Genomic DNA, 22,714 nt, shown 5'->3' with positions numbered 1-22,714 from the left:
TTAGATTATCCGTTAACTTTTTGCTTAATCCACTCGTAGCCTTTTTCTTCCAATTCCATGGCTAGTTCTTTTCCACCACTCATCACGATTTTACCATCGAAAAGAATGTGAACCACATCAGGAACAATATAGTCTAAAAGCCTCTGGTAGTGAGTAATAACTACTGTTGCATTGTCAGGAGTTTTTAGTTTATTCACGCCATTAGCCACAATTCTTAAAGCATCAATATCCAATCCAGAATCTGTTTCATCTAGAATTGCCAATTGAGGCTCTAGCATAGCCATTTGGAAGATTTCGTTTTTCTTTTTTTCTCCACCAGAGAATCCTTCGTTTACCGAACGATTTTTAAGTTTTGAATGAATCTCCACAAGTTTTTGCTTCTCAGCCATCTTCTTTAAAAACTCACCTGCTGCCATGGGTTCTTGACCGTGGTATTTGCGAATTTCATTTAAAGAAGTACGCATAAAGTTGGTGATACTTACTCCAGGGATTTCCACAGGATATTGAAAACCCAAGAAAATACCTTCTTGTGCTCTCACCTCTGGTGCCATATCTGAAATGTCTTTGCCATTAAAAAGAATTTCGCCTTGAGTAACTTCATATCCGTCTTTCCCAGCTACTACAGCTGCTAAAGTACTTTTACCAGTTCCGTTCGGACCCATAATGGCATGAACTTCGCCTTTGTTTATTTCGAGGTTAACTCCCTTTAAAATCTCTTTTCCATTTATCTCGACATGGAGGTCTTTTATATTTAGTAACATGATGTTTATGTTTTTAAATTCTATATTTTTTTGAGGAGGGTTTAACCTACACTACCTTCTAAACTAATACTTAATAATTTCTGTGCTTCCACTGCAAATTCCATAGGAAGCTGATTCAATACTTCTTTAGCATAACCATTAACGATAAGTCCAACAGCGCTATCCTGACTAATACCTCTTTGTTGGCAGTAGAACAGCTGGTCTTCCGAAATTTTAGAAGTCGTGGCTTCATGTTCCACCACACTGCTCGAATTCTGTCCTTCGATATATGGAAAGGTATGAGCTCCACATTTATCGCCAAGTAGGAGAGAGTCACATTGAGAGAAGTTTCTGCTGTTTGTAGCGTTTTTAGCCACTTTTACCAATCCTCTATAACTATTATGACTTCTTCCAGCAGAAATACCTTTGGATATAATGGTGCTCTTGGTATTTTTACCCAAGTGAATCATCTTACTCCCAGTATCGGCTTGTTGGTAATTATTAGTCACTGCCACAGAATAAAACTCACCAATAGAGTTGTCACCCTGAAGTACACAACTTGGATATTTCCATGTGATGGCTGAACCAGTTTCTACTTGAGTCCATGAAATCTTAGAATGGTCGCCTTTACAAATTCCTCTTTTGGTAACGAAATTATAAATACCACCTTTACCTTCTTTATTGCCTGGATACCAGTTTTGTACGGTAGAGTACTTTACTTCTGCATCTTTCATGGCGATAATCTCTACCACAGCAGCATGCAATTGGTTTTCGTCTCTTTGTGGAGCAGTACAACCTTCCAAATAACTCACATAAGAACCTTCGTCAGCCACAATAAGGGTACGTTCAAACTGCCCAGTATTCTGAGCATTGATACGGAAATAGGTAGACAATTCCACGGGGCATCTTACACCTTTCGGAATATAGCAGAAGCTACCATCACTAAAAACAGCATCGTTTAAGGTAGAGAAATAATTATCTCCTTGCGGAACTGCTTTTCCAACGTATTTTCTGACCAATTCAGGATGTTTGTGAACCGCCTCACTAAAGGACATAAATACAATTCCCAATTCCCCTAAGGTTTCGGAGAAAGTAGTTTTTACGGAAACACTATCAATAACTGCATCTACAGCTACACCAGAAAGACGTTTTTGTTCTTCTAATGAAATTCCCAATTTATTGAAGGTATCCACCAATTCAGGATCCACTTCATCCATGCTTGCTAATTCCTTTTTCTCCTTAGGAGCAGCATAGAAATAAATTTTTTGCAAATCGATTTCTGGAATTTTGAGGTGAGCCCAGTCTGGGTTTTCCATCGTTAACCATTTCTTATAAGCCTTCAAACGGTATGCTAAAAGCCATTCTGGTTCATCTTTTTTTGCTGAAATATAACGGACAGTATCTTCGCTCAATCCTATGGGAGCAAACTCTGTTTCTATCTCTGTTACAAATCCATATTTATAGTCACTCGACGTTACATCATCAAGTATTTTTTGTTCATCTTTTGCCATAATTATTCTTATTTAGAATAAATTAAAATAGAGCCGCAAAGATACGAAAAATAAGGGATATAAATAGGTGGGGGAAATACTTAAATTCATGTTAAGTTAAATTTTTCTGATGTCAATTTGTTAGAATGATAATCTCTTAATACGAGACTGAATTGCTTTTGAAATTTGAGGCTAAAAGTAAGGGGTATCAATTGTTTCAAAATAAGCAAAATATTGTTGTTAAAAAGAAGAAAGACCATCAATTATTTGATGGTCTTTCTGTAATATCTTAATTGAATTTTCTTATAATTTACGAGCTAAAATCTCTTCCATTTCACGTTGTAATTTCTTGGCTTCTGTTCTAGCTTTATTAGCAAAATCTTTTCCATGGCCAGCATAAATAATTCCTCGAGAGGAGTTAACCAATAAGCCTACATGACTATTAAATCCATGCTCAGCAACTTCATGCAAACTTCCGCCTTGTGCGCCAACCCCAGGCACTAATAGAAAGTGATGCGGAACAATATCCCTAATTTGCTTCAGCATTTCAGCTTTAGTAGCGCCAACCACAAACATCAAATTATCTTCTGTTCCCCATTTTCTCACTGCTTTTAATACACCTTCGAAAAGTCTGTTCTTTTCATAAACGGATTCTGTGAATTGAAAGTCAAAAGCACCCTGATTAGAAGTTAAGGCCAAGACAATGGCCCACTTGTCAGGATAGTTCAAGAAGGGGGAGATGCTGTCTTCGCCCATATAGGGAGCTACAGTTATAGAATCGAAACCCAATTCTACAAAAAAGGCCTCTGCATATTTTTTGCTGGTATTTCCAATGTCGCCTCTTTTTGCATCAGCAATAGTGAATAATTGATCACCAAAAGTATTTAAGTATTTAATGGTCTTTTCTAAGCTGATCCAACCTTTAGATCCCATGGCTTCGTAGAAAGCAATATTGGGCTTGTAGGCCACTGCTAAATCATGAGTAGCATCAATGATTTGTTTATTGAATTCGAAAATAGGATCTGCTGTTTTGAGCAGATGCTCTGGAATTCGGCTCATATCGGTATCCAAACCAATACATAAAAATGATTTCTTCTTGAGTATGAGTTGATATAATTCTTTTCGATTCATGATTAGGGCTTATAAAGAGTTTTCTTGTTCTTTTAGTCTTTCAGCATTTTCAGCCATTTGTAATTTGTCAATGATTTCTTGAATGTCACCATCAACAATATTACTCAAGTTATATAAAGTAAGGCCAATTCTATGGTCCGTTACTCTACCTTGCGGATAATTATATGTTCTAATTTTAGCAGAACGGTCACCAGTACTTACCATGGTTTTTCGTTGAGCAGAAATCTCATCCATATATTTTTGGTGTTCACGCTCATAAATTCTAGAACGAAGCACGGCCATGGCTTTGTCAAGGTTTTTCAGTTTTGATTTCTGATCCTGACAAGTCACCACGATTCCGGTAGGGATGTGAGTTAATCGGATAGCAGAGTATGTGGTATTTACCGATTGGCCACCAGGACCAGAAGAACAATACTCGTCTCTCTTAATATCTTCTTTTTTCAAATCAATATCAAACTCTTCAGCCTCTGGTAAAATAGCAACAGTAGCAGCAGAAGTATGAACGCGACCTTGAGTTTCGGTTTGAGGTATTCGTTGAACTCGATGTACTCCTGATTCATATTTTAAGGTACCATAAACATCTTTCCCACTCACATTGATGATGATTTCCTTGAATCCTCCAACAGTACCTTCCGTAACATCTACAGTCTCGAATTTCCATCCTTTGGTATCACAGTATTTCTGATACATACGGAATAAATCGCCTGCAAATATACTAGCTTCATCTCCACCAGCTCCAGCACGAATTTCAAGAATGGCATTCTTTTCATCGGTTGGATCTTTAGGGATGAGAAGAACTCTAATTTCTTCTTCTAATTCTTCTTTTCTGCTATTGAGTTCAGATAATTCTTCTTTGGCCATGGCCAAAAAATCCTCATCAGACTCCGTTTTTATTATCTCTTTTGAAGACTCTATATTCTCGACTATATTTTTATATTCTTCGTAAGCCACAACAATGGGCTGTAATTCTTTATAATCTTTATTGAGCTGAACAAAACGCTTCATGTCTGATATCACATCAGGGTCGGTCATTTGTTCACCTATTTCATCGTATCTGGTCCTTAAGGCACCTAATTTATCTAACATCTTGGAAAATTTGTGCAAAAGTACAAAAATATCTGCTATCTAATTATATCAGTAGCTTTTGTGTAATTTATTGTGCTGTAGTTTGTTAGTGCGTGTAAGGTCTTGGTGTTGAATATTTAACAGCCATATTCTTGGTCTTTTTGATTTTTGAATAGAATGTTAGATGATAGAAATGCCACAGAACTTTTTGTTTTTAAGTCTCAAGTTTAATGAGATCTCTTAATATATGGATGCTGAACAAGAGTAGTATAGAATCTCCCGAACTGTGAACAAAGAACCGCTAGCCATCTTCCAATAATAATTCTTCATGGTCAATACCCAATTTTTTCATTAAACCTATAATGCCTTCCTTTACTCGTTCGGCAGTTTTGAAATTTCCAGTTTTTAAAAGATGTTGATATCGGTCTAGAGCACTTTTGATCAGTTTTTGAAGTTCATTTTCGACTTGTAAATCATTGATGATTTCTATGGGATATTGTTTTTGAATGTCGCTGGCTTTATTGAGGTAACCTATGGCCATATCAATTCTTTGATGTTCTATGGCCTGCTTAGAGACTTGTATATACGAAAGGTAGATGTCATAAACAGCCTTGGCTTTAAAATGATTAAAAGTGCTGGAAGAACCAAGGTAGTCCGCATTTTTATAAAAATAATTAAAGCGGTCAATTTGAAACAAAGCTTCATTGGCTCTTTTATCGGCCATTAATTCTTTGATGAGTGCTAAGCTGTTTTTTTGAATGCCATATTCAAAATTTTCCCATTCATTTTGAATATTTAATTGAAAAAGCAATTCCTTCATCTCCTTTTTACAAAAATGACTTGTGTTTTTGATTTCAAACTCAAAATATAAATCGCCATATAAATTGGTAGATTCAGATGAAAATCTCAATAAATCTCTTTCCACTTGAATATATGCCTGACTAAGTGATTCCAAATCGGAGTCCGAAAATTCTTGAGGAAGTTTTAATTTCAAATCTTCAAGTTCCCTTTCGAGAATAAACTGTCGGATACTTATTTTCTCTTGTAAATTTTGTGGATCGCTATGGTGAGTGATAATGAGCTCTTGATAGAACTCTAATTGCTTCATCTCTTTTAATACTTGTAGCCAACGGGTTTTTTCAATATACTGCTGTGTTTCATCATTAGCCTCCTCTAGATTTTCTATTTTTGAAACCCACTCACAAGCCATTTGATAATCGTTGACTAAACTCCACCGATGTACAAACTCTTTTTCATTATAAAGGAACTTCCAATGAACTTGTTCTAAGCTCAGTTCCCAATCGTCAGAATACCGCTGATGTTTGAAATGAAAATAGAGGGAAGAACTAATGGTGTCGATATCTGAAATTGGTTTTACATAAATTAATTCGGAACCATTGGAGTAGAAAATTTTAAGACTTGAAAGCAGTGGTAATATTTCCTTTCTAAAATCAAAGTCATATAGTTTAGTATGACCTTGAATAATGGGAGGCCTAAAGCTAATAATGGTCTCAAAGCCTTTGCCTTGGTTTTTTAATACTTTATAGTTGACCTGATAGGTTATACTCGATTTAATATCGGAAATATCTTTAGAATAAGCATAAGAGAGGGCATGGGTAAGTCTGGTCTTTTCTTTATTATGCTCAGGTGCATTAAATTGATAGCTTATTTCTGCTAGTCTTCCATTCTTTAATAACTCTTGGTTATACGAATTCTCACTTATCATCAGAAATATGATGAGAAGGCAAGTGTGGCAGTTTTTATTTAAAGAAAAATTCAAGGTTTTGTATCAGTCAGTTGGCTGCAAAGATATCATTGTGTAGGGTTTGTATTTGATTGTATTTTCTTTTTTATCCACAGGTGATTCTTGATAGACTAAAAGCACAGGTGCCCAAAAAAAAATGGTTGTTATGGTAATTCCTCGCCATAAGCAGCAATATAAATACGATACCATTGTTCCATATTCATTTCTATGCTTTGAGCTTCAACAGCGGTTTTTATTCTTCTCAGCTTTCCTGAACCTACTATAGGAATCACCTGAGCAGGATGCTTCATTAACCACGCATAGGCTATCACATCAATGGAGGCAATTTGCAATTCCATGGCCACTTGTATTAAAGCCTGTCTTACATTAACGCTTTTGGGATTACTAGGGTTGAATAGCATTCCTCCAGCTAGGGGTGACCATGCCATAGGCTGAATTTTTTCTTTCACAAAGAAGTCCATATTCCCATTCTCAAAATGCTCTAAACAATAGGGAGAGATTTCAACTTGATTGCTTACTAAATCCATATCACAATACTTTTGCAACATTTCGAATTGGAGGATGCTAAAATTACTTACTCCAAATTGTCTCACTTTTCCTTGTGCTTTAAGTTCAGAAAAGGCTTTCGCAGCTTCTTCAGGTTGGAAAAAGGGAGCCGGACGATGTAAAAGGAGTAAATCGAGATGTTTAGTATTTAAGTTCTTTAGTGATTGATGAACTGAATCCATGATATAGTCATAGGAATAATCATAGACTTTCAGTTTTCTTTCGGGGAATTTATCAGAATTCAGTTTAATACCGCATTTACTGATGATTTGTATATTCTCTCTTAATTCTGGTTTTAATTTAAGCGCATCACCAAAAAGGGCTTCACAACTATAATTACCATAGATATCAGCATGGTCAAAGCTGGTGATGCCTAATTCTATGCATTGCTCGGTGAGTGTTAAGAGTTCTTGCGGACTGAGTTTCCAGTCGGCTAATCTCCAATGTCCATGAACAATAGGAGAGAGTTTGAGTTGTTCTTTAGTCATACTAATATTTTAGATGGTCAAAATTAAATATTTTGAACGATTTATAAGCAGCAATTTTTGATATTAAATTATCTTTACCACATGAAAGTGAAAATTGAGAAATATCCATTGATATTTAAAAATCCTGCGGGGACATCCAGAGGAGTTTTAAGAACTAAAAATACCTGGTTTGTGAAAGTTTTTGAGGAGGCTAATCCAAATCATTATGGTTTGGGTGAAATCAATATGTTCGAAGGCTTGAGCTCCGATGACTATTCTGGGTTTCATGATATAATCACTGATAATCAGGGTAATACTTCATGTTATTTAAATGATATTCATGGCTCTTTATTGGATTTTCCTTCTATTAGATTTGGATTAGAGATGGCTTTGAAGGATTTTTCTCAATCTCAAGACCGAATTCTTTTTCCTTCAGATTTCACACAAGGAAAAATGGGAATCCCTATTAATGGATTAATATGGATGGGGACTGAGGAGGCCATGAAAAGCCAAATCAGAACCAAATTAGATAGTGGATTCCGGTGTTTGAAGTTGAAAATTGGAGCCATCGATTTTCAGCAGGAGTTGGAGATTTTAAAGTCTATTAGAAAAGAGTTTAACGAGAAAGATTTAGAATTACGAGTTGATGCCAATGGAGCTTTCTCAGCAGACAATGCGCTCAAAAAACTCCATTTGCTATCTCAACTCAAGCTTCACAGTATAGAGCAGCCTATAAAGCAAGGTCAGTTAAAAGAAATGAAGAGTTTATGTGAAAAGACTCCTCTAGCCATTGCCCTCGATGAAGAACTGATTGGTGTAAATCATCTGGCTCAGAAAAAAGAATTAATTGAGTTTATTCAACCTCAATATATTATTCTAAAGCCAGCCTTAATTGGAGGTTTTAAATCCTCGAAAGAATGGATTAATGAAGCAGAACACCATAATATTGGTTGGTGGATTACCTCTGCCTTGGAAAGCAATGTGGGCTTAAATGCCATTGCACAATGGACTTATTCTTTGAAAACTAATAACTATCAAGGTTTAGGAACAGGCCAGTTGTTTACCAATAATATATCTTCTCCTCTTGAGATAGATGGTGAAAGGTTGTTTTATCGTGATAATGAAAATTGGGAAGAGCCTAATTTTTCTTCATTCCGACAGAAAGGTCTTAAGAAATAGTTTTTGGTTCAGCGGCATTGTGAAGTCTAAGGCGTAAATAGTTCAGCATTATCTATGAAGATTTCATAAGTGGTTTTGTTAGGTCAAACTAAAATACATTATAGTAATCTCATTTTGTTTCCTTTAAGATGTCAATATATAAATTTCAATGAATACCCTTTTTCAAAAAAGGGTAACAAAAATAGCCGCTGCATCAAAAAGTTTACTCCATAAATTGCTTTCCGGAAAAACAATAAACTCCTCCTTATAGTGAGATTCTACGAATACTCACTAACGAGCTCAAACAGTATTGTTTTTTTATCCTTCAATCCATTTACTCCGCTAAACAGCTTTTTGATAAGGCAGATGGAAACTTCCTTTGGAAGTTTTTATAAACTTTGCTTGGGTCTATACTTGATTCCTAAATTGATTTGAATCTCTCATCTATATTAATAGTATAATGATATTTGAGAGCTAAAGCTGCGGCGCTGTACAATATTTATAGCCGATGCAAGCGTCCGGTTAAATAATAACACCTTATCTTCTTGCTGCCAGCTAGGTGTAGAGCGGTAGTTTCTGGTTCAGCAGCATTGTGAATTCTAGGGAATGTATGGTTCTGCTATTTCATAAAAGAATTAATATGTGGCTTCCTTATTATACAATATTTTGATTTGCTACATCTTATTTTAATACTTGTTTCACTCCATTAACTCTATCGTTCAAGAGAAAAACCTTGTAATATCACAAATATATAAATATCGAAAATCAAATATAATACATCGAATAACAATAAATAATACTTGATTATTGATAATAAATGTGTTTTCTTTGCATAGAAATTAAAACTAAGAAATATGAAAGCAAAACCAACAAGTGTGAAAATTATATATTGGATGACCAATATTTTATTTTGGATATATGCCGCAGCTTCTCTATTTGCCATCTTTTTTGCTGGCGGTATTATTTTAGGATTATTAAACAAAACCCAACTTCACGTGGGAATGCCCATAGCAATGGATTTAAATGAGATGGGTCTGATGCATTATAATGGAGAAAGTGTAAATGTGGAATTGGTGGAAATGTATGGAAAGCTACACTTTGTGGATGCCACAAGTAAAGTAACCAGAGTATTTGGGTATTTTATGTTGGTAGCATTAAGTCTTGGCCTATATATTTTCATGACTTTTAAAACCTTCATTACCAATGTTTATCATGGAGATTATTTCGACCGTGGAAATATATTATTGTTAAAACGAATTTCTTATGCATTAATAGCCATGTGGTTATTTGCCATCTTTTATGCAGCCTTTCAGAAATTCTATATGTTAAAGCATATCACTTTTGAAACAGTGAGTGTTTCTGGAGATTATCAAACCTTCAATGGAGTATTGGTGGTGGCACTAATCCTTTGGGTTTTGTCGCATATCTTTCAAAAAGGAGTAGAGTTAGAAAGAGAAAATGAACTAACCATATAAAAATCATGGCCATAATAGTAAATTTAGATGTGATGTTGGCAAAACGAAAGATGAGCCTCACCGAACTTTCACAAAGAGTAGGAATAACCATGGCCAATTTGTCCATATTGAAAACCGCAAAAGCTAAGGCCATTAGATTTTCAACCTTAGATACCATATGTGAAGTATTAGATTGTCAACCCGGTGATATATTAGAATATCAACCAGAAAACCAATAATGATGAGTTTGAGGTGTTTAATTATTTCGTAGTTTAATAGTCTCTATTTCAGGATTATAAAAGCTTATTTCTAATACGCTGAGAACTAATTATTTTAGAGCGTACTTTTTTCGCTCCCCTTGGGGTTGGGGAAAACGAAAAAAAGTTTCATATCATATTGTTTGGTATATATCTTTTAATAAGTACTAACCAGAAAAATAAAAAACCATGAGTAAAGAGAAAGTAGTAAAAGAGTATTTTATAAAAACAGGATTAAAACTAGAATGTGTGATTTGTAAAGAAACATTGTTCTGGACTAGAGAAACACTAATGAACACAAAAGGCATGACCTTTTTTAACTTAGAATGGGCCAATAAAAGTGCAACTAACTTTGTTTGTAATAATTGTGGCTATGTTCATTGGTTTTTAGCAGATTAGTTTTGTATTTTTACCGCAAATAAAACCTAAACCTATGAAAAAGTTATTTATTGCTTTTTGCCTATTTTTAAGTATTGGTATTTTTGCTCAAAGTGTTGAGAAGGAACAAGAAGCTATTAAAGATATTATTCAAACCGCTTATGTAGAAGGCTTACAGAACGAGGGAAACATCAGAAAAATAGACGCCGGCATTCATCCAGAATTTAACCTGCTCGGTATTGATAAAGGCGATGAAATGTGGAAGCTCTCCATTAGTGAGTGGAAAGATAAAACGGTGAAACGATTAGATGCAGGTGAATTACCTCGAAAAGAAAACTTAATTTCAATTAAGTTCCTTGATATTGATGTTACAGGTACTGCTGCTGTTGTGAAAATTGAATTCTATGTAGGTGAAAAACTAACTTATGTCGATTATATTTCACTCTATAAGTTTGAAAGTGGATGGAAGATGGTAAATAAGATTTACTACAAATTTAAATAGTCCAATTACTCAAAACCTATTTTGTATTCACACGTATTAATTAGGAATCTAAAAATCAACAATTTTTAGACTTTCTTTTGTAGAATCAAAACAAAATACTTATTAAATATGACAGGTAAAACTTTAAATCCTTCAGTAGCAGAAATATTATTAAGAAATTGTTTTTGAATGGGAAATAAGAAATACTCTTGCATCCTTGTATTTTTTGTTCTCCTTCAATCTGTTATAAGTCCTCGAGTATTTTCACAAGATGAAAATATGAAAATCGTCAAACAATCGGATGGCATTTCTGTGTATAAAGTTAAAAATGCACATGAAACTCTAAACCGTATTATTGCCAGAACTCAAGTTTCCTCAAATTATATGGATGTCCTTTGTTTAATTAAGGACTTTGGTCATCAGAAAGATTGGATTTATTCTAATCATGATGCATTTGTACTAGACAGCATTGGCCCATATAGGTGGATTTATTATGGCGTATCAGAAACTCCTTGGCCTATATTGGATAGAGATGTGGTAGCTGAAGTGGAATTGATGATAGATGAAACCCAAAAAAGAATTACTGTTCATTCCGTAGCCAAACCAGACCTTATTCCTCCTTCTGACGAATTGGTGCGGATACAAATGATGGATTCAAAGTGGAAAATCACTAAGATAGGTGAAAATAGTACTGTGGTTGTGATGGATATATTAATAGATGTAGGAGGTGCCGTTCCACATTGGTTGGTGAATCTTTTTAGTTCTAATGGTCCCATGGGCACTTTTAAAAATTTAAAGAAAGAGCTTAAGAAGCCAAATAGGCAAGATTGTGATTGTGGATATAAAGAATTATTGAACTAGTATGAATCAAAAAAGCACATATGAAATTAAGTGGTTCGGGGATATTTATTCTAAATCCGAGTTTTTATCATATTTTAAAAAAGAAAAATTGAGGAAGTTAGAGGAGTGGGAACTGGATATCTTAAAATTCGTGGAAGAATGGTTGGATGAGAGAAACGAGTTTTTTTTAGTTTCTAGTTCAGGTTCCACAGGTAAACCCAAAATTATTTCCATCTCTAGAAGTCAAATGATAGAGAGTGCTTTAGCCACAGCGGACTACCTTAACCTTAAAGAAGGACAATCTTCTTTATTAATATTACCAGCTCAGTTTATTGCAGGAAAAATGATGATAGTCAGAGCTTTGGTTTTAGGATTAGATTTCTATTATTTGGAACCAAAGGTTGATATTCTAATGCACATAGATAGAGGATATGATTTCTGTGCAGCTATTCCACTTCAAGTCCAAAAAGTATTAAACTCAAATGTTCCGGAAAAACTTGACTTATTATCTGAAGTGATTATTGGAGGAGCTGCATTAGCAAATAAGGATATAGCTAAATTAAAAGACTTTAAAACTCATTTTCACGCTACTTATGGAATGACTGAAACCATCACTCATATCGCCATGAAACCTCTTAATGATTCTCGTACTTCTCAATCATACCATTGCCTACCCGGAATATCGATAGACCAAGATAGCAGAGGTTGCTTGAGAATATATTCACAGCGACTTCCTCAAGATTTTACTGTTACCAACGATAGAGTAGAGCTCATTAATGAAAAGGAATTTATACTATTAGGAAGGGCCGATGCTGTAATAAATTCCGGTGGATTAAAGATTCAAACAGAAGAATTAGAGGAGCTTATCAAAGAAAATCTAGGGCTAGAAATCATGATTGGTTATAAAGAGGATGACGTTCTAGGGCAAAAAGTGGTTTTATTAATTGAAGGACAAGCAGAAAAGTTTGACAAGCAAAAAATACTCGCTCAGCTCCAACTTTTTTTAAGCAAAAATAAGTTACCTAAAGAAATACTATTCATTACTCTGCTTTTTAAAACACCTAACCAAAAAATTAATAGGGCGCAAAATCAAGAGTGGATTTCCAAGAATTGCTAATTGGAGGATGTTCGCAAGAATAAGAGAATAGGATTATTGTATTTAAATCCAGACTCTTTGTGCCATTTTTTAGTGCTCTGATATCTCTTTGTAAATGAGTGTTTTGAAAAAAATAAAAAAAGATATGGAGCAAAAAAATAATTCCATAATAATGCTATATTGGAATTCTATAACTCAATTTAACTAAGAACACATCATGCGGGAAAACCCTAAACATATGATTCATATCTTCATCAAACTCAAAGGGGAGTTGGTCTCGGTCAAAATTGCTATCATCTCTGGATTGGCTCCAAACTAAGTATACCGTACTTCCGGGCATGTATTCCCAGCGCAATACCATATTCGATTGAAAGTATATAAATTTGAAATCACTGTCTTCCAAATATACATCTGCTTCTTGGTTTCCATTCAAATCAATTCCACCATCCTCATCTCTCAATATAGGTTCAAATCTATTGTAAAAATTTGAAGCTTTAGAATCTGTCACTCTTTTATAATTATCGTAAGTCCCATTTGAAACAAAGGGTTGACCATAATATTGAAGGCTTAGATCAGGAGTAAAACTAAAATCTATTCTGAATTCAATCATTAAAGTCTTCTGGTTGATTTCTGCTAAGAAGTACTCGTCTTTCCCTTCAAATTCTTCAGTACTTACATATTGCAACCTGTTCTGGTTGACTCCGTACCAAGGTTCTAAAGATAGTTTTAGCCTATCTGTAGGTCGGTAAGTCATGTCCACAGAAAAGTTATTTCTAGTTCTATGATTATATGCTCCGCTATATTGAGAATAGCGGAAACTAAAACTCAATTTTTTTCTGTTATCTGTACCCAATCTAGTCCAAAAGTTTACACCATTTGGAAGTATGAAAATTGGCCCTCCTCTAAGGTGAGTAGGAGAGTTGGATTGACCACTAAAATTACCTCCTAAGGAATAGGACCAATAATTGGTAAAGCTAAAGCTAGTATTGGTATTAATACCATAATATTTATGCACTCCATCAAAGTTCCATCCATTCCAAAAAGCCATATTTACATTAACTCTTCTGAATATTCCTTTTGGTTGTGGGCTACTATATCCTACCCAAAAACCTTGGTTGATATTATCTGTATTTCTCAAATATCCCATATCGTTAAAATCTAAACCAGGAGAACTCCAGCTTAACCACATATAATAATTCCATCCACTATTGATGTTTGTTCCAAATCCTAAGTTACCAGCGTGTCCACTTAATGATTTTGCTGTGGAATCAAGTCTTTTTTTCTTGGTATCTGGTCTTTGATAATATCTTCTCGAAGAGGTCTGCATGTTCATCATGGCTGTTGAATCCCCACTTACTCTACTGCCGAGTAATCTAGCGGAGAAAGAGTACTTTTTGTCTTTCCAGCTGTGTTTAAAGTTTAATCCACCAGTTTGAGCACTATTGGGAAGCTCTTTTAAATGATTATCTTTTATAAATCTATTGGTTGAAGTAAACATTCCGCCAATGATTGTATTTCCTTTATTGAGTTCTTGTTCCAAGCGTCCAGCGAAATAATTGGTCATGGGTTCCACATTTATCTTTTCGATGCTTCCGCCTTCGTTCATTACTTCAGCAGTTTCGGTGTTGGTTATGCTTTCCAGTATTCCAATGCTCAGACCTTTACTTGTTTTTCCAGTGATCTTTGCTGCACCAAGAATGGTGGTATTGTCTGGTATTTTAACATGGTCATAATCTGGAAAATATTGAGGAGTTCGCCCTATTCTACGACTATAAAATAAACCATTATAGGAATCATCACCATCACCTTCTTCAATGGGATATTGATATATATTTCTTCCTTCAATAAAAAAAGGACGCTTTTCTTCGAAATAGGATTCAAATGCAGAAAGATTTACTTCAGATGGATCTGCTTCTACCTGACCAAAATCAGGGTTGATGGTAAGGTCCATGGTTAGGTTATTGGTCAAACCAATTTTAGCATCTATACCAGCTCTGGCTTTCCAATCGTCACCATCATAAAAAGGAGAACCTTCTTCTTCTTTATAATGCTCATAACTACCCACCAAATATGGTGTAACGTCAATTTGTCTCTTGGGCTGTAAATTGGTTAACCCATGTAATTCCCCAAATCTACTTACATATCCACTTTGCTCATTGGGTATGGCTTGCCAAACACTTCTTTCATCTTTTCTGTAAAGCCTTCTTTTTACTTCTAAGCCCCATACTTGCACACTATCAGAAGAAAAGCGCAATTGAGTTAAAGGAATTTTGAATTCAGCTATCCAGCCCTCATCATTAGTGGAAGTTTTTAAATACCAAATAGGATCCCAAGTATCATCCCAATTCTCACCATCCTGTGTGATTTTTTCATCTCCTTTAACTCCAGCAGCAGTGGCGCTAAAAGAATAGGCTGTTAAATAATCATGATAGGAATCTATATTGATTTCCACAAAATCACCTTGAAATCCATCTCTGCGAGACATTCTTTTAACGATTTCCTCAGGTACACTATCCAAAGCTTTTATCGCCACATATAGATAATTATCATCGTAAATAATCTTGAATTCGGTAGCTTGGCTTGGTGAAGCTCCATTGGAAGGCATCCACTGAGTAAAGTCGCCAGCCCAATTAGCAGATTGCCAAGCTTCTTCCGTTAAGTATCCGTCAATTTTGGGAGCTTCCCCCGCGAATCTATTAGTTTGATAGGTTCTTTTCTGCCCAAAAACAAAAATGGTTGATAGTAGTAATAGCAGTAATATTGGTTTTCTCATATGAATTGCAATTTTCGCCTATTTTGCAGCATCCTATTATCAATTAATATGCCAATAAATAGGAAGCTTTGTAAATGAAAATGTTACATTTAAAGCTCTATTTTCTATTAAAAATAAGTGTTCACATGGTGACTGTCTTGTACGAAATCGGACATTTTTATTTTATCATGTACCATCTAATTAACGCAGAAATGTTTTTAATGATAGTCTTCTTTGCCTAGTTGGTTTAACAACTTTTAACCTGTCATAAGCTATAAATGCATTATTTTTGTAAGAGTCTGATTTAAATTTAATACATAAGATTATGCAAAAAAATAGCTTTTTATTCGTGACATTAGGAGTGATTATTGGTGTTTTAGCATTTCTAGCATTCGATAAATCAGAGACTCCTAAAGATTTCAAATCAAATATAGTTCTGGAACCTGCAAGTTATGCTGTGCCGAAAAATGTTCCTAATTTTGTAGATGCAGCAGAAAGTACGGTAAATGGGGTGGTTCATATTAAAACAAAAATGCTGAAGAAAAGCAGTGTTTATGACTTTTTCTACGATTTCTTTGGTCATCAGCAACCTCATAGTTATCAACAACCTATGTATATGGCTACAGGAAGTGGAGTCATTATTAGTAAAGATGGATATATTGTAACTAATAATCATGTGGTGGAAGGTGCACATGAAATTGAAGTCATCCTAAATGACAAAAGGTCTTATCAAGCTTCATTAATAGGTACCGATCCGTCTTCAGATTTGGCTGTGATTAAAATTGAAGAAGATGATTTACCCTATCTTCAGTTTGGTAATTCTGAAGAAGTAAAAGTAGGAGAATGGGTTTTGGCAGTGGGAAATCCCTTTAATTTAACCTCAACAGTAACTGCTGGAATTGTTAGTGCCAAAGCCAGAAATATAAATATTTTAGGACGTGGAAATAGTTCTGCTATTGAAAGTTTTATTCAAACCGATGCTGCTGTGAATAAAGGAAATAGCGGTGGTGCTCTTGTAGATACAGAAGGGAAATTAATAGGGATTAATGCTGCTATTGCAAGTAATACCGGTTCTTATACTGGATATGCTTTTGCTATTCCAAGTAATTTGGCACAAAAAGTAGTGGGTGATTTAATTCAGTTTGGAGAACCCCAAAGAGGATATTTAGGAGTGAGTATTGCTGAAATGGATAGTGAATTAGCAGAGGAAGTTGGACTTGACCAAATCAAAGGTGTTTACCTTGCTAGAGTAATGGAGGATGGTGCTGCTGGAAAAGCAGGAATAGAAGATGGAGCCGTAGTCTTGCAGGTGGAAGGACAAGAAGTAAATAGTGCTGCCGAGTTGATGAGTAAGATAGCTCAGCACCGTCCTGGTGAAATTGTTCAATTATCAGTATTTGAGAATGGAAGAAAGAAGGATTATAATTTAACACTTCGTAATGTCTACGGAAATACTAAGATTGTTTCAGAAAGCGATGATTTCTATGTGAAAAGGCTAGGCGCTGCTTTTGATAAGCCCGATACTGATTTAATGAAGGATCTAAATATTAATCATGGAATGCAAATCACAGCCATTCGTTCAGGGATATTAAGCTCAAAGGGAATCAAGAAAGGATTTATTATTAAGCAAATGAATAAACAAGAAATTAATAGCATTTCAGATATAAGAGATGTGATTTCCAATGTAAAAGGAGGATTGCTTATTGAAGGTATCTATCCAAATGGGCAGCAGGTATATTATGGAATAGGATTATAGTATATTTCCAAATAAAATTAAAAAAAACCAGAAGACATATGTCTTCTGGTTTTTTTAATGGCATTGAATTTATAACCTACTCTTCTAAGAATGGATATTTATAGCTTTCAGCTGGAACAAAGCATTCTTTAATAGTTCGTGGACTCACCCATCTTAATAGGTTTAGTTTAGAACCTGCTTTATCATTGGTTCCCGATCCTCTAGCTCCTCCAAATGGTTGTTGGTTGACCACAGCACCGGTTGGTTTATCATTGATATAGAAATTACCAGCAGCATGATTAAGTTTCTTCATCACATCCTCAATTACAAATCTATCTTTAGAGAAAATAGATCCTGTAAGCGCATAAATGGATGTATTATCTACCAATTCGATAGTCTCTTCAAACTTGTCTTCTTCATAAATATAAATGGTTAAAATAGGTCCGAAAAGCTCTTCTTCCATGGTAACATAATGTGGATTAGTAGTCAGAATGATGGTGGGTTCTATAAAGTAACCTATCGATTTATCATAATTACCTCCATAGATGATTTCAGCATCATCAGCATTTTTGGCTCCATCAATAAAAGAAGAAAGCTTGTCAAAAGACCCTTCATCGATTACAGCATTTACAAAGTTTGAAAAGTCTTCAACGGGCCCCATTTTCATGGATACCATATCGCATTTAATTTCATGTAAAATATCTTCCCAAAGACTTTGTGGAAGATAGGCACGAGAGGCAGCAGAACACTTTTGGCCTTGATATTCGAATGCACCACGAGTTAAGGCTGTAGCTACTTGCCTAGCATTTGCCGATTTATGAGCTAATACAAAGTTTTTACCACCAGTTTCTCCAACTATTCTAGGATAGGATCTGAAGTTTTGAATATTCTTACCAATTTCTTTCCAAATATTTTGAAATACTGAAGTAGAACCTGTAAAGTGGATTCCAGCAAAATCTCTATGTGAGAAAATGACTTTCCCGGCAACAGGACCTGAAACATATACCAAATTAATGACACCATCAGGTAAGCCAGCTTCCATGAAAATCTCCATGATAATAGTAGCTGAATATATTTGAGTATTTGATGGTTTCCAAACAACTGTATTTCCCATGAGGGCAGGAGCAGAAGGTAAATTACCAGCAATGGCAGTAAAGTTGAAAGGAGTGAGAGCAAAAACGAAACCTTCTAAACCTCTTTGCTCAATTCTGTTCCAGATCGATTCGTCAGATTCAGGTTGTTCATTATAGATTTCGGTCATGTACTGTACATTAAATCTTAAGAAATCTGCTAATTCACAAGCGGCATCAATCTCTGCTTGGTGCACAGATTTAGATTGAGCCAGCATAGTTGCTGCATTAATTCTGGCTCTATATGGACCAGAAATCATACCTGCAGCTTTAAGGAAAATAGAGGCTCTTTGTTTCCATGACATGGAAGCCCAACCTTTTCTTGCTGCTAAAGCGGCATTGATAGCATCCTTAACATGACCTTCGTTTCCACGGCTATAGTGCCCTAAAACTTTTTGATGATCATGAGGAGGACTCATTTTTATTTTATTGTCTGTAAATACTTCTTTTCCATTGATGATCATTGGAATATCAACTTCGTATGATCTAGCGCATTCAAGAGCTTTAAGGATTTTTTCTCTCTCAGGGGAACCACTTTTGTAGGACAAAACGGGCTCGTTTTTAGCTGGAGGAACAAAATATAAACTGTTTTGCATATGACTGAAATATTAATGTTAAATGTTCATTTTATCGATATGCATTGGGTTTGCATAACGATTGCAAAAGTAATATTTCCTCTTAAAATTCGAAGGGAAAGAAAAGTTTTTAATTTGTTAAATATTGGGAATAAAAAATGCCTGAAAATATCTGCTTTAGGGCGTTTTTTTATGATTTGGAAGTTTTGAAGAGTTTTAATACTTAAGATATGTAATTATTATGAATTATAATATTTTATCCTTAAAGTCTTCATAAGCATCTTCAATGGCATTATCCATTTTCTTATGTAAGGTGTCGTAGGCTTCCAATAGGTTTTTAGCTTTAGGGGTGAGGGTGGAGGCTCCTCCACCAACTCCTCCTCTGTACTTTTCTGTGAGATTGTAGCCCAATAATTCTTCTGAATTTTTTATATCACCCCAAGCTTTTCTATAGCTCACTCCTAAATGCTCTGCTGCAGATTTTAGCGAACCCATTTCATCAATTGCTTTTAAAATAGCATATGTGTTTTCTTCAATAATACCTTCGCCAGATACAGCTGATAACCATAATTTGTATCTTAGGAATACATCATTTCTTGAGCTTCTTGGTGGTTTCATATATTAGTTTTTTTTTGGACCGCATGCTTTTATTTACCAATGGCAAATATAAAACGAAATTTACCGCTGGGAAATATAAATTGTTAAATAAATAGCTAAAAAAATGAACTTCCTAGCTATAAACGCATTTATATGAAGTTTGATCTTCTAAGATGACTTTAAAACTAGAATCTTTTTCTACTCTAAAAGTTTCGTATTCTCCATAAACTTTCCATTCTGTTTCACCATCAATTAAAACTTTCATTTCTCCTGATGTTACGGTCATGTGCTCAACCATAGAAGTACCAAATTCATATTCACCTTTAGCCATTACGCCAATGGTTACTTTGCCTGCTTTATTATCAAAACCTAATGATTTTACCGTTCCGTCGAAATATTCGTTTACATTAAACATTGCGTATTGTTTTTATAATTTATTATTTGATTTGTAATCTCTCTATATCCTACTGAAGGAGCAGCTAAAATAAAACTATTTTTTATGCAGTGCTCTTTGATGTAGTTATTTCTGCTATTAATAATTAGTCAGAATAAAGTTTGATTTGAGAAAAAAAGCATTAAAAAAAGCCCTCATTTTATAGAGGACTTTTTATCTATATTATCATCAGAATCATTAGTTTTGATGAGGAGTTATTGTTTCAAGAATTTCTGGTAAATCCATTCCTAAATCTTTCATGTGAGAGATTTTAGGGACACCATTCTTGGTCCATCCTCTTCTTAAATATACAGCATCTAATAATTTTTCATATTGAGACTCACGGAATTCTCTAAGAATATCACGTTTTTCTTCAGTAGTTTTACCTTCTGGTTCAATATTTAAAATTTCTTTTAGTTGCTTATCGTAACGTTCTGCTCTAGATTCGTATTCCTCAATAGTAACAGGGCCAGCAGCTCTGTATGGTTGAGCATCAAATTCTCTAGTGCCGTAACCTCTTCTTAGGTTAAAGGCTCTTTGGTAATTATAAACTCTTTCAGATTGACGGATGATATCGTGTTTGTCAATATTCTGACCAGTTACAGCATTGAATATAGTTACATAATTGTCAACGTGTTCTGGAACTTTTGCAGGCTCGTCAGAATCTGCATTAGTAATAGGCTCTACATCATTCCACGGAAGTTTACATAATCCCATTAATCCGAACCAAGTTCTAAACATTGGGAAATAATGTAAGGCTTCTGCTTTGTCTTCGAAAGAAGGAATTTGGTTGTTTACTGCGTCCATAAAGATTAACCAAGCTTCATCGTGCTGAGGTCCTTTATTTGTCATGGCAAAACCACCTTGTTGAGCTAGAGATTCTTTAGAGATATACTCAGAATATTCTAATCCTTTATTTTCCATTCCGATATCTTGTAAGAAATCAGCATCACCCCAACCATTCTTAATGAAAAGCTCTTTCATCTTACGAACGCCCATTCCGGCAATAAGACCAAATCCTTCTCCACGAGCCAATTGGTGCATGGCTTCCATAGCAGAATCAGAATTACCGAAGTTAAGTTTTAAGCCACCAGTTCTTTCTTCGTTTAGAATGCCATTCTCATAACACTCCATAGCAAAGGCCATTAAAGTACCCCAAGAAATAGTGCAAATACCATAAGTATCGCAATAGAAGTTCGCTTCAATAATATAATCAGGGTTAAAAATACCACAGTTAGAACCAAGTCCACCAGCATTTTCATATTCAGGACCATCAACTATTACTTTTTGTCCAGCGTAAGGACCTGTTCTTAATTCATAATTATCAATACCTTTAGCACAAGACATATTACAACCTAACCAACATCCATCAGGTACACCTTGAGTAAATCTTCTTTTCCACTCTTCAGAGTCAATGTTTTTGATATCATGATGACTACCATACTTATAATTGTTTGTAGGAAGTAAATCATAATCATTCATGATTTCCATAAGGTGAGCAGTACCTTTAGTTTTCATTTCACATTGGTCATCATCTAAATCGCGCATCTCTTTGTTGAAAGTCCTACCGCGTTCCATGATGGCTTTAAGATCAACCACATTGTTTAGGTTTCCTGTTACACCAGGAACTTTACAAACAAGAGCTTTAATCTTTTTATCTCTAAAAACAGTACCGATACCTCCACGGCCTGCTTGTTTCAATCTTACTACTTTACGTTTAGCATCGAAGAAACTAAAGTTGAGCATTCCTATTAATGAATGATCGGCAGCTTCACCAGCAGATACGACCGCTACATTTTTTCTGTCTTTATCATTGTCAGCATACATTTCTGTAAGCTGCTCAGCCAATACATGACTGTCAATAGCTTCAGCAGGAGCTTCAATAATCTCAATTTTACCAGTTGTTCCATCAATGAAGATAATCACTTCTTTGTCAGATTTTCCTTGAAGTTCTAGTGAATCAAATCCAGAAAATTTTAAAAATGGTCCAAAGTATCCACCTACATTACTATCCATCACTGAATTAGTTTGTGGAGATATACTAACAACTAATGATTTACCAGTACCAGAATACTGTGTAATACCACAAATAGGGCCTCCAGAAATCACGATTTCATTCTCAGGATCATTCCATTTTGTGTCAGGCTTTGTTGCATCCCAAAGGTATTTTAAACCATATCCTTTTCCACCGATGAATTTCTCTTTCATTTCAGCAGGAACGTCCTTTGATTTTATCGTAAGATCAGAAACATTGATATAGAGAGTTTTATCTGTATATCCCTTGTCAACTGGAGTGATGTCGTATTTCCAATCGGCTAATAATTTGTGTTGTTTTTTTATTTCTTCAATATTCATATCCTAAGGATTTATTATATGTATAATTCCATTTTAATTGCGTTGGACAAATTTATAAAAATTAATCTACTAAAATCACCAAAGAGCCTAATAATCAGATATGCAAACTAACGCATATCGATATTTATATTCAGTCTTAATTATGAAGATTAGAAAAATATCTTGGGTTTAATATATGCAAGTATTTAAAAATTCTGAATATGAGATATGTTGGAATATATTTAACTTTGTAAAATAATTATATAGGCTGAAAAAAAAATAAGGAATTC

Annotated in this window: 19 protein-coding genes; 8 read left to right on the top strand and 11 right to left on the bottom strand. The window is 34.8% G+C overall.

The genetic code is table 11. The annotated features are described in order from the left end of the window. Nucleotides 1–5: 5 nt before the first annotated feature. From sufC to HNS40_RS14615, 6 genes are all read right to left on the bottom strand, one after another. On the bottom strand, nt 6–761 hold the full coding sequence (gene sufC, locus HNS40_RS14640; RefSeq protein WP_172282134.1) for a Fe-S cluster assembly ATPase SufC: 756 nt from the start codon (nt 759–761) through the stop codon (nt 6–8). A gap of 41 nt (nt 762–802) precedes the next feature. After that, nucleotides 803–2,251: a Fe-S cluster assembly protein SufB gene (sufB, locus tag HNS40_RS14635; RefSeq protein ID WP_172282132.1), complete on the bottom strand. Its 1,449-nt coding sequence runs from the start codon at nt 2,249–2,251 to the stop codon at nt 803–805. A gap of 282 nt (nt 2,252–2,533) precedes the next feature. After that, the gene (gene pyrF, locus HNS40_RS14630; protein ID WP_172282130.1) at nt 2,534–3,361 is read right to left on the bottom strand and encodes an orotidine-5'-phosphate decarboxylase; all 828 of its coding nucleotides are present in this window, start codon (nt 3,359–3,361) and stop codon (nt 2,534–2,536) included. Between the two features lie 9 nt (nt 3,362–3,370). Then, nucleotides 3,371–4,447 carry a peptide chain release factor 1 gene (prfA, locus tag HNS40_RS14625; RefSeq protein WP_172282128.1) on the bottom strand — a complete coding sequence of 359 codons (1,077 nt, stop codon included), beginning with the start codon at nt 4,445–4,447 and terminating at the stop codon, nt 3,371–3,373. Nucleotides 4,448–4,727: 280 nt separating this feature from the next. Then, a complete protein-coding gene (locus HNS40_RS14620; RefSeq protein WP_172282126.1) occupies nt 4,728–6,206 on the bottom strand; it encodes a hypothetical protein in 1,479 nt (492 codons plus the stop codon). Between the two features lie 128 nt (nt 6,207–6,334). Next, nucleotides 6,335–7,225, bottom strand: a complete 891-nt coding sequence (locus HNS40_RS14615; RefSeq protein WP_172282124.1) for an aldo/keto reductase family oxidoreductase — start codon at nt 7,223–7,225, stop codon at nt 6,335–6,337. A gap of 81 nt (nt 7,226–7,306) precedes the next feature. Here HNS40_RS14615 and HNS40_RS14610 point away from each other — a divergent pair, with 81 nt between their 5' ends. From HNS40_RS14610 to HNS40_RS14580, 7 genes are all read left to right on the top strand, one after another. Continuing rightward, a complete protein-coding gene (locus tag HNS40_RS14610) occupies nt 7,307–8,383 on the top strand; it encodes an o-succinylbenzoate synthase (protein ID WP_172282122.1) in 1,077 nt (358 codons plus the stop codon). Between the two features lie 833 nt (nt 8,384–9,216). After that, nucleotides 9,217–9,837, top strand: a complete 621-nt coding sequence (locus HNS40_RS14605; RefSeq protein WP_172282120.1) for a DUF2975 domain-containing protein — start codon at nt 9,217–9,219, stop codon at nt 9,835–9,837. Between the two features lie 5 nt (nt 9,838–9,842). Continuing rightward, on the top strand, nt 9,843–10,055 hold the full coding sequence (locus tag HNS40_RS14600) for a helix-turn-helix transcriptional regulator (RefSeq protein WP_172282118.1): 213 nt from the start codon (nt 9,843–9,845) through the stop codon (nt 10,053–10,055). A 207-nt stretch (nt 10,056–10,262) separates the two neighbouring features. Next, entirely contained in the window at nt 10,263–10,472 is a 210-nt protein-coding gene (locus HNS40_RS14595) for a hypothetical protein (protein WP_172282039.1), read from the top strand. 34 nt (nt 10,473–10,506) lie between these two features. Further along, nucleotides 10,507–10,953, top strand: coding sequence for a nuclear transport factor 2 family protein (locus HNS40_RS14590; protein WP_172282116.1), 447 nt, complete (start codon nt 10,507–10,509; stop codon nt 10,951–10,953). Between the two features lie 258 nt (nt 10,954–11,211). Continuing rightward, complete coding sequence (locus HNS40_RS14585) at nt 11,212–11,793, top strand: START domain-containing protein (protein ID WP_172282114.1); 582 nt, start codon at nt 11,212–11,214, stop codon at nt 11,791–11,793. Nucleotides 11,794–11,881: 88 nt separating this feature from the next. Then, nucleotides 11,882–12,889, top strand: a complete 1,008-nt coding sequence (locus HNS40_RS14580; RefSeq protein WP_172282111.1) for an AMP-binding protein — start codon at nt 11,882–11,884, stop codon at nt 12,887–12,889. A 154-nt stretch (nt 12,890–13,043) separates the two neighbouring features. Here HNS40_RS14580 and HNS40_RS14575 read toward each other — a convergent pair whose 3' ends face one another. Continuing rightward, complete coding sequence (locus tag HNS40_RS14575) at nt 13,044–15,641, bottom strand: DUF5916 domain-containing protein (protein ID WP_172282108.1); 2,598 nt, start codon at nt 15,639–15,641, stop codon at nt 13,044–13,046. A gap of 304 nt (nt 15,642–15,945) precedes the next feature. Here HNS40_RS14575 and HNS40_RS14570 point away from each other — a divergent pair, with 304 nt between their 5' ends. Then, nucleotides 15,946–17,376: a Do family serine endopeptidase gene (locus HNS40_RS14570; RefSeq protein WP_172282106.1), complete on the top strand. Its 1,431-nt coding sequence runs from the start codon at nt 15,946–15,948 to the stop codon at nt 17,374–17,376. A gap of 76 nt (nt 17,377–17,452) precedes the next feature. Here HNS40_RS14570 and pruA read toward each other — a convergent pair whose 3' ends face one another. From pruA to HNS40_RS14550, 4 genes are all read right to left on the bottom strand, one after another. Beyond that, nucleotides 17,453–19,081 carry an L-glutamate gamma-semialdehyde dehydrogenase gene (pruA, locus tag HNS40_RS14565; protein WP_172282104.1) on the bottom strand — a complete coding sequence of 543 codons (1,629 nt, stop codon included), beginning with the start codon at nt 19,079–19,081 and terminating at the stop codon, nt 17,453–17,455. A 225-nt stretch (nt 19,082–19,306) separates the two neighbouring features. Next, nucleotides 19,307–19,678, bottom strand: a complete 372-nt coding sequence (locus HNS40_RS14560) for a winged helix-turn-helix domain-containing protein (RefSeq protein WP_172282102.1) — start codon at nt 19,676–19,678, stop codon at nt 19,307–19,309. Between the two features lie 112 nt (nt 19,679–19,790). Further along, nucleotides 19,791–20,072 carry a pyrimidine/purine nucleoside phosphorylase gene (locus HNS40_RS14555; RefSeq protein ID WP_172282100.1) on the bottom strand — a complete coding sequence of 94 codons (282 nt, stop codon included), beginning with the start codon at nt 20,070–20,072 and terminating at the stop codon, nt 19,791–19,793. 216 nt (nt 20,073–20,288) lie between these two features. After that, nucleotides 20,289–22,445 carry an aldehyde ferredoxin oxidoreductase family protein gene (locus HNS40_RS14550; RefSeq protein ID WP_172282098.1) on the bottom strand — a complete coding sequence of 719 codons (2,157 nt, stop codon included), beginning with the start codon at nt 22,443–22,445 and terminating at the stop codon, nt 20,289–20,291. Between the last annotated feature and the right edge of the window lie 269 nt (nt 22,446–22,714).

The sequence above is a fragment of the Lentimicrobium sp. S6 genome (assembly GCF_013166635.1).
In the GTDB taxonomy this organism is placed as follows: domain Bacteria; phylum Bacteroidota; class Bacteroidia; order Bacteroidales; family UBA12170; genus UBA12170.
The sequence above is the reverse complement of the archived record's forward strand: the minus strand, read 5'-3'. Positions and strand labels throughout refer to the sequence as shown.

Bases quoted from the DNA above. Each gene is read 5' to 3' on its own strand.
- pyrF (WP_172282130.1), bottom strand. From the start codon at position 3,361: ATGAATCGAAAAGAATTATATCAACTCATACTCAAGAAGAAATCATTT.
- HNS40_RS14595 (WP_172282039.1), top strand. From the start codon at position 10,263: ATGAGTAAAGAGAAAGTAGTAAAAGAGTATTTTATAAAAACAGGATTA.
- sufC (WP_172282134.1), bottom strand. From the start codon at position 761: ATGTTACTAAATATAAAAGACCTCCATGTCGAGATAAATGGAAAAGAG.
- HNS40_RS14555 (WP_172282100.1), bottom strand. From the start codon at position 20,072: ATGTTTAATGTAAACGAATATTTCGACGGAACGGTAAAATCATTAGGT.
- HNS40_RS14600 (WP_172282118.1), top strand. From the start codon at position 9,843: ATGGCCATAATAGTAAATTTAGATGTGATGTTGGCAAAACGAAAGATG.
- HNS40_RS14585 (WP_172282114.1), top strand. From the start codon at position 11,212: ATGAAAATCGTCAAACAATCGGATGGCATTTCTGTGTATAAAGTTAAA.
- HNS40_RS14550 (WP_172282098.1), bottom strand. From the start codon at position 22,445: ATGAATATTGAAGAAATAAAAAAACAACACAAATTATTAGCCGATTGG.
- sufB (WP_172282132.1), bottom strand. From the start codon at position 2,251: ATGGCAAAAGATGAACAAAAAATACTTGATGATGTAACGTCGAGTGAC.
- HNS40_RS14590 (WP_172282116.1), top strand. From the start codon at position 10,507: ATGAAAAAGTTATTTATTGCTTTTTGCCTATTTTTAAGTATTGGTATT.
- HNS40_RS14605 (WP_172282120.1), top strand. From the start codon at position 9,217: ATGAAAGCAAAACCAACAAGTGTGAAAATTATATATTGGATGACCAAT.
- prfA (WP_172282128.1), bottom strand. From the start codon at position 4,447: ATGTTAGATAAATTAGGTGCCTTAAGGACCAGATACGATGAAATAGGT.
- HNS40_RS14570 (WP_172282106.1), top strand. From the start codon at position 15,946: ATGCAAAAAAATAGCTTTTTATTCGTGACATTAGGAGTGATTATTGGT.
- pruA (WP_172282104.1), bottom strand. From the start codon at position 19,081: ATGCAAAACAGTTTATATTTTGTTCCTCCAGCTAAAAACGAGCCCGTT.
- HNS40_RS14575 (WP_172282108.1), bottom strand. From the start codon at position 15,641: ATGAGAAAACCAATATTACTGCTATTACTACTATCAACCATTTTTGTT.
- HNS40_RS14610 (WP_172282122.1), top strand. From the start codon at position 7,307: ATGAAAGTGAAAATTGAGAAATATCCATTGATATTTAAAAATCCTGCG.
- HNS40_RS14615 (WP_172282124.1), bottom strand. From the start codon at position 7,225: ATGACTAAAGAACAACTCAAACTCTCTCCTATTGTTCATGGACATTGG.
- HNS40_RS14560 (WP_172282102.1), bottom strand. From the start codon at position 19,678: ATGAAACCACCAAGAAGCTCAAGAAATGATGTATTCCTAAGATACAAA.